Origin of the sequence: Rubrilithobacter danxiaensis, assembly GCF_047272945.1 — a bacterium.
GTDB lineage: Bacteria > Bacteroidota > Bacteroidia > Sphingobacteriales > Sphingobacteriaceae > Rubrolithibacter > Rubrolithibacter danxiaensis.
This window is the reverse complement of the sequence record NZ_JBKOPS010000005.1, coordinates 105,413-119,343: the sequence shown is the minus strand read 5'-3', so window position 1 is coordinate 119,343 and position 13,931 is coordinate 105,413. Positions and strand designations below refer to the sequence as shown.

Genomic DNA, 13,931 nt, shown 5'->3' with positions numbered 1-13,931 from the left:
TTTTAATTGTAATCATCATTTATTTCAATCCAATGTCCATCAGGATCCTGGAAATAGATTTGCTTTACGCCATCCACACGTAAGGTAAAAGCATTAGGTTCTCCTGCCCAGTTTCTGTAAGCAATACCTTTATCTTTCAGGACGCCAATCATGGATTTAATTGATTTTATACTAAAACATAAATGATCGTTGATATCATGTTCTGTCTCTTTTGAAGCACCCTGAATAAGATGAAGATTTGAACTTCCTTCAATGTTAAACCAGGTATGTTTACCATCGTGAAATGGTTCAGAAATTTTTTTAAGATTTAATACTGTTTCGTAAAAGTCGGTACTTTTTTGAAGATTATTTACATACACAGCAATATGATTCAATCTTGGCTTTCCTACCGCGTTTTGAGCTGAGCTATTATTTTGAGCATAAATAAGTCCGGCAGGAAATAGCAGCACAAGGAATAAAAGAACCAGTTTCAGTTTTTTCATAGAATAAATTTATCGTAATGCTTACTTAAATACTATCAGCCATGAAAGATATAAAAAAATAAATTGAACACTGTATCGTAACACCGAAGCTATCATTCTATTCTTGTATAAATCAATATGTTTCACTAGCTGAAATTAACCATTAAAAATTGAAAAAGAATTTTATTACATGTTCGATTTTTTTAACTTCGAGCCGATTGTTTAACTTCTATAAACCCATAATCAATGAAAGTTACCGTAGTTGGAGCAGGAGCAGTAGGTGCTACCTGTGCAGATAATATTGCACGCAAAGAACTTGCAGAAGAAGTAGTTTTACTCGACATAAAAGAAGGCTTTGCAGAAGGCAAGTCAATAGACATGATGCAAACTGCTGCTCTTTTGGGGTTTGACACCAAGATAACAGGCGTAACTAACGATTATAGCAGAACCGCTGGATCGGATGTAGTGGTAATCACTTCAGGGCTGCCCAGAAAACCCGGAATGACCCGGGAAGAGCTGATAGGCACCAACGCAAATATCGTAAAGGGTGTAACAGAAAATATATTAAAATATTCTCCTGATACAATCATTATTGTGGTTTCCAATCCGATGGACACCATGAATTACCTTACTCTTAAAACTTCAGGCTTACCTAAAAACCGCATTATTGGCATGGGCGGTGCTTTAGATTCTGCCCGTTTTAAATATTATTTAAGCGTGGAATTAGGATGTTCTCCGGCTGATTTAAATGCAGTAGTAATTGGAGGACATGGTGATACCACTATGATACCTTTAATTAACCACGCAACATGGAACAGTATTCCTGTTACACAATTTCTGAGTAAAGAGCAACAGGAAAGAGTCGTTTCATTAACAATGGTTGGAGGTGCAACGCTTACAAAACTGATTGGCACTTCTGCATGGTATGCACCTGGTGCCGGAACTGCAGCAATGGTTGAAAGCATCTTAAGAGATGAAAAAAAACTGATCTCCTGCGGAGTGGCTTTAGATGGAGAATACGGACAGAAAGATATTTCCCTGGTTGTTCCTGTTGTTTTAGGCAAAAACGGATGGGAAAAGATTGTTGATTTTAAATTGAGTGACGAAGAACAGGCCACATTTAATAAAAGTGCTGATGCTGTAAGAACAATGAACAACGTTCTTGCTGATTCTAAACTTATCTAATTTTTTAAATAAACTTTCGGGTAATGATTGAAATACCCTTAGAAATTATAAATCTGAACGATGACGGCTTCCACATTTTAGTGGAAGTTGTTGTTTTTGGGGAAACCTTTAAAGCTGTTATAGATACCGGTGCCTCAAAAACTGTTTTTGATAAAAATATCGTAGAAACCAATCTGGAAGCAAAAGAGAATTTGCTCTTAAGTGATAAACTCTCCACTGGCCTTGGAACAAATTCTATGGAAAGCTATACGCTTGCTATTTCCAGCCTGCATATCGGTGCTCTTGCAATTTCCGCCTTTGAATTGGCCGTACTCGATCTTTCAATGATCAATCAAGCGTATGAAAGGCTGGAAATAGGACAAATCATTGGTGTTGTAGGGGGTGATATTTTAATGGAATACGGAGCAGTGATCCATTATCCCTTACAAAAGCTTTTTTTAAGAAATATATAAATTGAAGAGTAGTTCTCGTTCGATAATAAAAAAGGTATTCAAAAAGCAAAAGACTTACTAGCTTTGAACTTTCTGAATACCCTGAAGATATTAATTTAGTTAGATTTTTTCCTTAAACATCAATACGGGCGTATTTCGCATTACGCTCAATGAAATCCCTTCGCGGAGCAACCTCATCTCCCATCAGCATAGAAAATATATGGTCGCATTCTGCGGCGTTCTCAATGGTAACCTGACGCAGTGTACGTGTTTCAGGATTCATTGTTGTATCCCATAACTGCTCGGCATTCATCTCACCCAAACCTTTATACCGCTGAATATGCACACTTTCTTCTTTTCCTGCTCCTTTTAAACGTTGCACAGCAGCATCACGCTGTTCGTCGTTCCATGCATATTCCTGGTCTTTTCCTTTCTTTATAAGGTATAAAGGCGGAGCTGCAATGTATATATATCCAAACTCTATCAGCTCTTTCATATATCGGAAGAAGAATGTCAGAATTAAAGTTGTAATGTGCGATCCGTCAACGTCCGCATCCGTCATTACTATAATCTTGTGATACCTCAGTTTTTCCAGGTTAAGTGCTTTTGCATCATCAGCGGTTCCGATACTTACGCCAAGAGCGGTGAACATATTCTTGATCTCCTCATTTTCGTAGATCTTATGCTCCATTGCTTTTTCAACATTCAGTATTTTACCCCGCAAAGGAAGAATTGCCTGAAAGTTCCGATCCCTCCCCTGCTTTGCAGTACCTCCTGCCGAATCTCCCTCTACCAGGTATAACTCGCATTTTGCAGGATCGTTATTAGAGCAATCCGCCAGTTTACCAGGAAGCCCCGAACCACCCATTACACTCTTACGTTGCACCATTTCCCGGGCTTTTCTTGCTGCAGCTCTTGCGGTAGCGGCCAAAATAACTTTGTTAACAATCATTTTAGCTTCTTTGGGATTCTCTTCGAGAAAGTTTCCTAAAATCTCCCCGATGGCCATATCAACCGCACCCATAACCTCGTTATTACCGAGTTTGGTTTTTGTCTGCCCTTCAAACTGTGGTTCCTGAACTTTTACAGAAATTACCGCTGTTAAACCTTCCCGGAAGTCATCACCTGAAATTTCTACTTTTAAATTCTTCAGTAAACCAGACTTCTCGGCATAAGATTTCAGCGTACGTGTAAGTCCTCGTCTGAAACCGGCAACGTGCGTGCCTCCTTCGTGCGTATTAATATTATTTACATACGAATGCACATTCTCGTTGTAGGTTTCGTTGTATTGGAATGCAAGTTCAACAGGAATTCCCTGTTTTATTCCTTCTACATAAATTGGATCCGGTATTAAAGAGGTTCGTGTTCCATCAATGTACTTTACAAATTCACTTAATCCACCTTCAGAAAAGTATTCTTCACGTACATAGTTTCCGTTTTCAAGGATTTCCCGCTCGTCAGTAAGTGTTAAACGGATTCCCTTATTCAGATAAGACAATTCCCTTAAACGTGCTGCAAGTGTATCAAATTTATATTCTGTTGTCAGCTGGAAGATTTCATGATCAGGATAAAAAGTCTGGATGGTACCCGTCCGGTCACTTTCTCCGATTACTTTCACGTCGAACATAGGTTTCCCCTTCTGATACTCCTGTGTGAAGATCTTTCCTTCACGGTGAACAACCGTTATCATAAGAGTAGAAAGTGCATTAACACAAGAAACACCCACTCCGTGCAACCCTCCCGAAACTTTATAAGTATCCTTATCAAACTTACCACCTGCGTGTAAAACAGTCATCACAAGCTCGAGTGCTGATTTTTGCTCTTTGGTATTGATACCTGTCGGAATACCACGACCATTATCTTCAACTGTAATTGAATTATCTTTGTGAATAGTTACGTTGATATCCGTACAATAACCCGCTAAAGCTTCATCAATAGAGTTATCAACAACTTCATACACAAGATGGTGTAAGCCCTTAATACCGGTATCGCCGATGTACATTGAAGGACGTTTCCGTACCGCTTCAAGACCTTCTAAAACCTGTATATTATCTGCGGAATAATTTGAACTATTTTCCTTTTCTTCACTCATAATTAAAAAACAACAAGTACCAAAAATAACGTTTTTGCCTGAAAAACTGTACTTTGTGGATAATTATTCGTTATAACATTTGTATTCTTTCGATGGAAAGTTAAATGATTAGGATACTTAAAATGAAAGATTATCTTTGCCTAAATTTTCTCTTTTAAAAATGAATAAGTTTTTTGCAAATTTCGGTAAGCTGACAGCAGGTTTTGCATTTGCTGCTATTGTGGTTTCGTGCAATAATAAAGAACAAGCCAAAACAACTGCATCCTCTAAAGCGGTTGTAACAGATAATAAAGAACAAATTGTATTTGTTAATTCTGACTCGCTGCTTAATAATTTCAGTTATTTTAAAGATGTACGTGATAAGTTTGAGGCAAAATCTAAAAAAGCACAACAGGATTTGAATGCAAAGGGCACTTCTTTTCAGCGTGAAGTAGCTGAATACCAGAAGAACGCCCCTTCTATGAGTGCAGATCAGCGTGCCGCAACAGAGGAACGCCTTGCACGTAAACAGCAGGAACTTGCTTCTTTTAATCAAAATGCCAGTTCATCTCTTGCAAGCGAGGAAGCCGCAGAAAATGAAAAATTATATAACAGGGTATCTGACTTCTTGAAAACCTACGCTAAAAGCAAAGGCTATAAAATGGTTCTCACCTATTCAAAAGCCAGCCCGACTTTGTTATATGCTGACGAAAGCCTGGATGTTACCAAAGAAGTAGTGGCGGGCTTAAATGAGGCTTACAATAAGGAAAAGAAATAATAAAAGATTTTTATGTTAGGAAACCCGGCAAGCCGGGTTTTCTTTTTTTATATACAATTCTAATACTTTCCAGTTTCAGTCTGTTAAAAACAGGCAGTCACAGCTGCTCCAGATTATTGAAAAGATGCCGAAACGTCCTTTTTCTGAAACAGGTTCAGTAAAATTATAAACATTCCTGTCATTATTGATACGTCTGCCATATTGAAAATACCCGTTTGAAATAGTATAAAATCAATATGCAGAAAATCTGTTACTGAGCCGTACAAGATCCTGTCGTACAAATTACCGATACCGCCTCCTATTACAAAGCAGATTCCTACAATTAAGGACTTTGCCATTTCAGTTTTTGTTAAAAGAATATACATCCCTGATGAAAGGACGATTAATGGCAGAACTGACAGTAAAAAAATCTTCACCAAAACAGGAAGATTATCACCAAGACTTAAAAAAGCGCCTGAGTTTTCTATTTTAGTAAGCGTAAAATGATCTGATATTATTTCAATTTTTTCATTATAATCAACATGTTCTCGAACTATCGTTTTTGTTATCTGATCACATCCTATATTACACAATACAATCATCAAAATAAACAAGTTTCTTATTAACTTCCTCAGGTTTATAATTTTTTGCATTTTATCAGAGCAATTTATTTCTTAGATGTATTCTGAAATGCAACCACATCTTTCCTGGTCTTAATTTTACTTACAATCAGCTTGCCAACGTTTTCTCCTTCCTCAAAACCGTTATTTATTGCCGACATATAATGTATTCCACCATATATCCTGCTAATTGCCGCTTCTTTTGCAGCTTCATGAAAAGATTTATAGCTACGGCTGGGTAGCCCAAATTCATTCTCTGTTGAATCGGTATACGAAAATGTATCGCCATATAAAGATGTTAAAGCCACCGAAGCAGCTGCGGAAGCTACACTGTGTCCGCTGGGATATTCAGGAAAAGGAGGCGTTTGCAACAAGGGCTGCCAGTCTTTATCAATATGCTCGTTAATTACAGTTTCCGGCCTGATCACTGCGCTTCTGTACTTTTCATCCCAACAACTGATAAAAGCATCCGCCAAAGAAACGGAAACTAACGCGTACGTTTCTACCGTTTTCATAATGTCGGCTTTTGATTTCCTGGACGCTACCGCCGCAATATTTATCCAATGGCCTCCAGGACTTATTTTCTTTGTGGCATACATAACATGTCCTGTTAGATGCATTACAAACGGATTACAATCCCAAAAGCTGGCCATCGCTCTTTGCTCAGCATTCATATTTTTAGAAATCTCATAAACCTCCATCACTTCCTTAAAAAACGGGCTGTCTTTTTCAATACTGAACTTAAGGGCAGTTTTAGGTTTAAACTGGCTACAGGAATCAAGCGCAAAGGGACGCAATTTGTACCAGTTAGGTTCTATTGCATCCATATATCCGGGAGGTGTAGGTTTCCATTTACCGGGGTCCGATTCAACCGTGTACCGGAATCCTCTTGTTTCCTTATACCCATCTTTACCAGCCCATTCAAGTATTTTAACGGCAATTGTATCACCAAATTTCATTGAACGCTCATATACTTCATCTGATATTCCGTTATCCTTATACTTTTTATAAATTCCAGGTTCAAATTCATCTATTTTTTCACCGGAAAAAGTAAATGCACGTCCCACTTTTAAGAAAGCATGTACACTGGCCAGAGGAAAACAATATTCTTCGCCTGCAACAGGCTGCGGCAAATCTTTAAGATCTTTTAACTGTCCTTTTAATGATCGGTATTGGGGATAACCCGGGACAAGCGCTTCATAGGCAGCAATACTGGCGTAAGCATAAATACGGCTGGCTACGGGAGGCGAAAAAACATCGTGTACTATTACATCGGTTAGTTTTTTCATGGAGGTATGAATAATCTCCGGACTACTGATTGACTCTTTATTTACCTGCTTTTTACATCCGAGGTTTACTAAAATTAAAACTCCAAAAAATAATATAAAAGAATAACGGCTCTTCATATTGGTTAGAAATTAACTGATCCAGCGATCAGGATTGAGAAAAGATCCTGAACTTTTCTGTAAGCAAAATACTGATTTTTAAAATAGTAAGCAAGCCTATCAACTGAATTGACAGCACCTTTAGTCCGAATACGTTCCACTATCTTTTCTGAATCGGCTTGTTTTTCATTGTACGAAATACTTGCAGAGGGCTATTATTTCGGGCTACGAGAATAATTGTACCTTCACTTGTTTTTAATTGTTTTATGTCCCGAACTTCACCATCAAGCAAAAATCCGCAGTCGGTTGGCAGTACAGATTTAAACGTTCCTTTCCCTGTTCCTGCAAGCATTAATCCGTAGCTTGCATCGTATCTTCCCTGGTACGTACTTACTCCATAAAAATTACCGCCAATAAGAACATCCGGGAAACCGTCTCCATTAAAATCATCTGTAAGGAAAGAAAATATTTTTGATACCTGAGCTTCCTTTGGTAAATTGTGTACAACAAACTTTTTATTTCCCTTATTCTCTATCAAAACCGATTCAAATTTATTTACCTCTCGGATTATAGCCCCTTCCAGCTGTTCACCAGTAAAAATCTCGTCTATAGTTTTACCTGCATATTGCCTGTAATTGGTAAACTTTTTATTTATCATAGGCATTTGCTTACCCAGTTCATCTTTTGAAACAACAGGATACCAATTATCAGCCCGGCTGTAGGCCAGCACCTGATCGGTAACTCCGTTTCCGTCAAAATCCTTCACATACATTCGCACTGCAGAATGATCCCCTTTCCTGAACTTTGTATTGGTACCAAGATTCCCCGCAATAAAATCCATATCACCATCCTGATCAAAATCCCCTGCTTGTATTGTTTGCCAGAATCCGGAGAGTCCCGCCAAACCGCTTTGATCTGTTACATCGGTAAAATGCCCCTTATTATTTTCAAATACCTTAACAGAAGCCCAATCGGCTGTAACCAGCAAATCCAGATCCCCGTCTTTATCGTAATCTGACCATACTGCATCGGTTACTAAACCAGCGTTTCTTACAGACGAACCTACCTTCTGAGTATGATCACTAAACTTCCCCTTTCCATCATTTATTAAAAGATACGATCTGGGAATTTCCCCATATTTATATCCTACTACCCTGCCGCCTACAAATAAATCAATATCTCCATCCTGATCAAAATCCGCAGGCCTCACACAACTTTTATTATCATACATAGGCGGAAGAGTTAAGCTTTTTGAAAAATTGCCTTTCCCGTCATTCAAATACAAGCGGTCGAACTGTTCCTTCATGTTTCCATAAAATTCGTTTCCGCCCGATACTACATACAAATCCAGGTCCTTATCGTTATCTGCATCAAAAAAAACTGCGTCTACGTCTTCATAGGTAGAATCTGCCTGAAATAAAGCCTGGTTTGTGGAATCAAATTGTCCATTAGATTTCTGTATAAATAATTTCCCAGACTGCCACTTTGCGCCTCCTGCAAAAAAATCATCCAGGCCATCACCATTCACATCTCCCACGGCTATTTTTGGCCCCTCAGTTGACAAGACGAAAGGTATTAAACTCTCCCGGTAAAAATCCAGGTAATTATTTTCCGCATGTTTATACTTAATATCCAGCTTATCCGTGATCTCTTCAAACAGCGGTGATTGCTGTGGAAGCACATTATTCTTTAAAAACCCGTTTTTATCAGTAGCATCGTGCTCGTTGAATGTGATTACCGAATTTGCTTCAATCTTTGTTCTCACTTCAACTTTTTGTCCGGGCCAAATAACAATTACTGAATCTACGGTAGTTTGCTTTCCTAACCCAAAAGTGAGCACAGGCTCTACAGAAGATAAAAAGCCACGCACAGGGTTTACCTGCTGCATTTGTATTGCGCCCTTACTCTTCAGAAAAACTTTCGCTCCAATACCAAAAGTATTTAGCCTGTCTCCCTTCAAATGTATTTTCAGATACCCGTTCTTCTGAAGCTTTTCGCTGTTATTCAGGTACACACCCGCCTGTTCGTTGATATTGTTTGTTACCAGATCCAGGTCTCCGTCATTATCCAGGTCTGCATAGGTTGCTCCGTTTGAAATGTTCGCATCTGCAAAACCCCAGTCCAATGATTTGTCCTGAAACTGAAGGTTTGAACTTCCTTTAAAGAAATAATTATGAACCTTCCCTTCCGGCATCATTGCAATTGCTTTGTGCTTTAAAGCCTGAGATATCTGCGGTGCATGATACATGGAATCAGTTGTAGCGAATTTTATATAATCCAGATCATTGGGCCTTTTAACAATACCGTTGGAGATGAAAATGTCTTTGATCCCGTCGTTATCGTAATCAGCTAAAAGAGGAGCCCAGCTCCAGTCTGTAGCAGCAACGCCGGCCATTAAAGCTACATCTGAAAACTTTTTACCTGATAAATTTAACTGAAGGCAATTACGGCTATACTGGTTATAATAACCAAACTGGAGTTTGTATAAATAAATATCCAGGGGATCTTCGCCTGTTGATACTTTTTCCACTTTTTCATCATCCGAGTACATATCCAGTGTCATGACATCCGGATAACCGTCGTTGTTCATATCCGCTGCATCGCAACCCATTGAAAAGCGGCTTAAATGCTTGAAATACTGCTTTACACTTTCGGTAAACGTGCCATTACCGTTGTTTATATAGCAATAATCGTCCTCATGAAAATCATTGGTTACATAAATATCATCCCAACCATCCTGGTTAATATCTGTTATTACAATTCCAAGTCCGTAACCCATTGCGGCTCCATATATTCCGGCTTTCTGACTAACGTCTTTAAACCTGATAGCTTCTTTATTCTGCTTCCCACTAGAAATTAACTGGTTTTCAAACAGGTAGTCTCCCGCTTCATTGTTACGCAAATTGCGAGCGTTCACTTTATCATAACTCCGTGAAGTATGAACTGCATGATTAAGCAGATAAACGTCAAGATCTCCGTCCTGATCGTAATCGAAAAACGCTGCCTGAGTGGCAAAACCTGTAAAGTCAAGCCCATAATCGGCAGCTTTCTCCGTAAAACTTACACTTCCATCCGCCTGCTTGCCATTGTTTATATAAAGCTCATTTGCACCTTCAAGTCCTTTATAATTTCCTACTGCACACACATAAATATCCAGCCAGCCATCTCCATTTATATCAACCATGGTTACACCTGTCTTCCAGTCAGAAAACCCTTCAATTCCCGCTTCTTTTGACACATCTTTAAACTTCAGGTTTCCCTGATTCAGGTACAATCTATTTTTACCCTGGTTTGATACAAAGAACAAGTCCGGCTTACCATCGTTATTTACGTCGCCTGATGCTACTCCTGCGCCGTTATAGAAATACAAATAATCCAGAATATTAAAATTTTCCTTATCCTCTACTTTATTCACAAACGAAATATTTGTTTTGGCTGAGTCAATGAGACTAAAAAGAGGTTGTTCTGAACTTCGTTTATCCCGCTTACAGCCATAAAATAATACAGCACACATAATTAGTGTGAGTAGATGTCGAAAGGAAGTTTTTGGAATTTGTTTTAAGAGATGTAATACAGTCACTATATTTCTGAATTTTGAAAGCCCTTTTTCTTCTGGCATTTATTTTTTAAAGCTAACTACCTGTAGCTTGTCGTTATTTTTTGCAAGGATTATCAGTATATTTCCTTTTGCATCCTTAATCAAATTTGAGTGCCTAACCTGTCCTTTTACAAAAAGTCCTGACTTAGCGGAAGGCAATACCTCAAACCGATGATTCCCTTTTCCCTGCAAAATTAACCCATAATTTGCATCGTATTCGCCAAGCTCGGGCAACACATCAAAAAAGTTACCGGTTAGCATGATATCTGATTTTCCATCGCGATTATAATCAAATACCTCAATTCCAAAAACCGGAGAAAACTGCGCTTCAAGAGGAAGAGCAATCAGGCTGAAATTTAATTTTCCGTTGTTGAGCAGCAGTGATGAATTTGGATTTGTTGATTTCTTTACCACCGCATCTTTCAGCTCGTCTTCAGAGAAGATATCCGGCAACGTTTTACCTGCAAAGTCTGAATATTTTAAAAATTTCTTTTTTATTGATGGAACCTGCTTTTGCAAGTCCTGTTTCAATACCATCGGGTAACTTTTACCATCCTCTGTATAACATAAAATAATTTGTTCTACAGTGCCGTTCTTATCAAAGTCGCCTGTAACCAATTCTGCGGGTTTGTTTTCTGTGGCAGTGATACGGCTATTCCTTCCCTGGTTTCCAAGTACAAAGTCTATATCGCCGTCATTATCAATATCCGCCGCTTTAATCCGGTTCCACCATCCGGCTGAATGAGGAATTGTTATAGGATTTAAACTTTTTCCCCGATTATTTTTAAAAATTGTTACCGGCATCCAGTCACCTACAACGATGAGTTCAGGATATTTATCGCCATTCAGATCTTCCCAGAGAGCGTCGGTTATCATTCCCGGTTCATTTTGCTCAAGATACCGCTTTGTGTAATTCTTAAAATTTCCGGTACCGTCATTAATATATAAATAACTGGCAGGGTTATAGCCATAACTGCCCGAAATCATCCTGCTTCCGATAAACAGGTCCAGGTCACCATCCTGGTCAAAATCTGCCGCACTTACACAAGCTCCGTTCTCGGCGATATTGGGCAACCGATTATCTTTTGAGAAATTACCTCTTCCATCGTTAATATATAACCTGTCGAGCAGCCGGGGGTCGCCAGAAAGAAACTCATTGCTTCCCGTCACTACAAATAAATCAAGGTCTTTATCCTTATCAGCGTCAAAAAACAGTGCGTCTACGTCTTCAGAAGCAATATCTTCTGCAAAGACTGCCGGAGATTTATCTGAAAAAGTTCCGTTTTTCTGCTGAATAAATAATTTTTTTTCTCCTCCGGCAGCACCTCCCACGTAAACATCCTCCAACCCGTCCCCATTTAAGTCGCCTGTTGCGAGGGCAGGGCCTTGAGTAGATAGCATTTGTTTTAATAATGCATCGCGGTTGTAATCCACAAAATTGCTTTCGTGATGTGTATAATTTAATTTTGATGAACGGGTTAAATCGATAAAAGGCTTTTCAAGGGGTATTTTTTTATCGTAGAATTTATTTTTTGCGTTCCTGTAATCCAGAACAATCTCTTTATCTGCCTGAATGTCTTTCAAAACCTGTATCTTATCGTCTGGCCACAAAACTGTAAGGGAATCAATTTTGGCTTGCTTTCCCAATCCAAATACTAAAGTAAGATCAACGGAAGATTCAAAACCACGATTGGGCATTTGCTGCAGAATGTTACTTTCTCCTTGCTGATGTATGGATACTTTAGCTCCTATACCGTCACGGTTTTTTGCATTTCCCTTGAGTTTTACCCGTAAAAAATGGTTCTTTAGTTCTTCAGTGGCCTGATTTTTATAAATGGAAACGGGCATATTTACATTATTTACAACCAGATCAAGATCGCCATCATTGTCTAAATCTCCGTACGCCGCTCCATTTGAAAATCCAGGTTCACCAAGCCCCCACTTTTCAGCGTTGTTTTCGAACTTGAGATTGCCTAAATTTTTAAAAGCATAATTGGGAACAGGGGTAGAACTCATTTTGGCAATTAGCTCTTTGTTATAATTGTAGCCTCCACCCATTGCCGCCTGACGCAATGTTTCTTCATTGCCCAAAAAGTTAACAAAATCCAGGTCTGTGATATCTTTATATATTCCGTTCGCGACAAAAATATCTTTCATGCCGTCATTATCCATATCAAACAATAGCGCTCCCCAGCTCCAGTCTGTTGCTTGAACTCCTGCCAGCCTGGCCACTTCACTAAATGTATTGTCTCCATTGTTTAAATGGAGCATATTCTGCATGTATTGCTTATGAAAATCATTGGATAGTTTAAGCTGTGCCAGTTCATAGCTTTCAAATTGTGAAGTCCTTTTTAAGCGGATATCATTACCGGGAAGCATATCGGTAACAAAAATATCCAAGTTACCGTCGTTATTCAGGTCAGCAATATCAGCCCCCATAGATGAAAGGCTTTCGTGCTGCATAAAGTCTTTGCCTGATTCCGTGAAAGTTCCGTTATGATTATTGATGTATAAATAATCCCGTTCATAAAAATCATTGGAAATAAAAATATCAGGCCAGTTATCGTTATTTACATCGCCGATAGTTATTCCAAGACCAAAGCCAATTAAGCTGCCGTAAATACCCGCTGAGGCACTTACATCTGTAAACTTTTCTCCATCATTCCGGAGCAATTTGTCGCCGCCAAGTTCATCACGTTTGTTCCTGATATTGGCATATCCTAATCGGTTTGCAGGGTACGAACTATTGTTAAGCAGGTAAACGTCCAAATCTCCATCCCTGTCATAATCAAAAAAAGCGGCATGGGTAGAATATCCCTTGTCATCAAGACCATACGCTGCAGCCATTTCTGTAAATACCGGTACACCATTTTTTGAAATTCCTTTGTTAAGGAAGAGTTCGTTTTTCCTGTTATCACCACTCACATCCCCTGAATTACAGACATATATATCCAGCAGTCCATCACCGTTCACATCAGCCATTGTCACTCCCGTACTCCAAGCCTGTTTACCTTCTACACCGGCTTCTTTTGTAATATCTTCAAATTTTAGACTTCCCTTGTTGAGGTAAAGATGGTTTTTATCCATGTTAGAGGATAAATACAGATCAGGTAAACCATCATTATTTACATCCCCAATGGCAACACCGGCTCCGTTATAAAAATTCCGGTAACTGAAAATATTCATTTCAGGAGTGCTTTCTACTTTATTTATGAAAGATACCCCTGTTTCAGATGCCGGTAAATCTTTAAACAAAGTTTCCCTATTACCCTTGTTTTTACAGGATATGATACATACCAGAATAGCAATAACAGTAAGTGAAACTTGTATTTTTCCTGATAACATTAAGAAGCTGAGCTAATTATTGAAAGCATGTATTAAAGAGAAAGCAAGTTACAAGAACTTGCTTTCTTTAAATAATAA

Annotated in this window: 9 protein-coding genes; 3 read left to right on the top strand and 6 right to left on the bottom strand. The window is 38.7% G+C overall.

What is annotated here, in order from left to right; genetic code table 11:
• Nucleotides 1–2: 2 nt before the first annotated feature.
• Nucleotides 3–482 (bottom strand): VOC family protein, encoded by a 480-nt coding sequence (locus ACLCDL_RS07870; RefSeq protein WP_423147734.1) that lies wholly within the window; start codon nucleotides 480–482, stop codon nucleotides 3–5.
• Between the two features lie 225 nt (nucleotides 483–707).
• Between ACLCDL_RS07870 and mdh the strand changes: the two genes are divergently transcribed.
• Nucleotides 708–1,646: a malate dehydrogenase gene (gene mdh / locus ACLCDL_RS07865; RefSeq protein WP_423147733.1), complete on the top strand. Its 939-nt coding sequence runs from the start codon at nucleotides 708–710 to the stop codon at nucleotides 1,644–1,646.
• Nucleotides 1,647–1,669: 23 nt separating this feature from the next.
• Nucleotides 1,670–2,098, top strand: a complete 429-nt coding sequence (locus ACLCDL_RS07860) for an aspartyl protease family protein (RefSeq protein WP_423147732.1) — start codon at nucleotides 1,670–1,672, stop codon at nucleotides 2,096–2,098.
• A 112-nt stretch (nucleotides 2,099–2,210) separates the two neighbouring features.
• On the opposite strand, the gene gyrB is transcribed toward ACLCDL_RS07860, so the two are convergent.
• Nucleotides 2,211–4,169 (bottom strand): DNA topoisomerase (ATP-hydrolyzing) subunit B, encoded by a 1,959-nt coding sequence (gyrB, locus tag ACLCDL_RS07855; RefSeq protein ID WP_423147731.1) that lies wholly within the window; start codon nucleotides 4,167–4,169, stop codon nucleotides 2,211–2,213.
• Nucleotides 4,170–4,329: 160 nt separating this feature from the next.
• Between gyrB and ACLCDL_RS07850 the strand changes: the two genes are divergently transcribed.
• Nucleotides 4,330–4,926 (top strand): OmpH/Skp family outer membrane protein, encoded by a 597-nt coding sequence (locus ACLCDL_RS07850; RefSeq protein WP_423147730.1) that lies wholly within the window; start codon nucleotides 4,330–4,332, stop codon nucleotides 4,924–4,926.
• Nucleotides 4,927–5,039: 113 nt separating this feature from the next.
• On the opposite strand, the gene lspA is transcribed toward ACLCDL_RS07850, so the two are convergent.
• From lspA to ACLCDL_RS07830, 4 genes are all read right to left on the bottom strand, one after another.
• Nucleotides 5,040–5,558 carry a signal peptidase II gene (gene lspA, locus ACLCDL_RS07845; RefSeq protein ID WP_423147729.1) on the bottom strand — a complete coding sequence of 173 codons (519 nt, stop codon included), beginning with the start codon at nucleotides 5,556–5,558 and terminating at the stop codon, nucleotides 5,040–5,042.
• Between the two features lie 14 nt (nucleotides 5,559–5,572).
• A complete protein-coding gene (locus ACLCDL_RS07840) occupies nucleotides 5,573–6,931 on the bottom strand; it encodes a vanadium-dependent haloperoxidase (RefSeq protein WP_423147728.1) in 1,359 nt (452 codons plus the stop codon).
• A 139-nt stretch (nucleotides 6,932–7,070) separates the two neighbouring features.
• The gene (locus ACLCDL_RS07835; RefSeq protein ID WP_423147727.1) at nucleotides 7,071–10,325 is read right to left on the bottom strand and encodes a VCBS repeat-containing protein; all 3,255 of its coding nucleotides are present in this window, start codon (nucleotides 10,323–10,325) and stop codon (nucleotides 7,071–7,073) included.
• A gap of 204 nt (nucleotides 10,326–10,529) precedes the next feature.
• Nucleotides 10,530–13,853 (bottom strand): VCBS repeat-containing protein, encoded by a 3,324-nt coding sequence (locus ACLCDL_RS07830; protein WP_423147726.1) that lies wholly within the window; start codon nucleotides 13,851–13,853, stop codon nucleotides 10,530–10,532.
• Between the last annotated feature and the right edge of the window lie 78 nt (nucleotides 13,854–13,931).

What these genes read in the sequence shown, in the direction of transcription:
- gyrB (WP_423147731.1), bottom strand. Translation starts at nt 4,169, where the DNA reads ATGAGTGAAGAAAAGGAAAATAGTTCAAATTATTCCGCAGATAATATA.
- ACLCDL_RS07870 (WP_423147734.1), bottom strand. Translation starts at nt 482, where the DNA reads ATGAAAAAACTGAAACTGGTTCTTTTATTCCTTGTGCTGCTATTTCCT.
- mdh (WP_423147733.1), top strand. Translation starts at nt 708, where the DNA reads ATGAAAGTTACCGTAGTTGGAGCAGGAGCAGTAGGTGCTACCTGTGCA.
- ACLCDL_RS07850 (WP_423147730.1), top strand. Translation starts at nt 4,330, where the DNA reads ATGAATAAGTTTTTTGCAAATTTCGGTAAGCTGACAGCAGGTTTTGCA.
- ACLCDL_RS07830 (WP_423147726.1), bottom strand. Translation starts at nt 13,853, where the DNA reads ATGTTATCAGGAAAAATACAAGTTTCACTTACTGTTATTGCTATTCTG.
- ACLCDL_RS07860 (WP_423147732.1), top strand. Translation starts at nt 1,670, where the DNA reads ATGATTGAAATACCCTTAGAAATTATAAATCTGAACGATGACGGCTTC.
- ACLCDL_RS07840 (WP_423147728.1), bottom strand. Translation starts at nt 6,931, where the DNA reads ATGAAGAGCCGTTATTCTTTTATATTATTTTTTGGAGTTTTAATTTTA.
- lspA (WP_423147729.1), bottom strand. Translation starts at nt 5,558, where the DNA reads ATGCAAAAAATTATAAACCTGAGGAAGTTAATAAGAAACTTGTTTATT.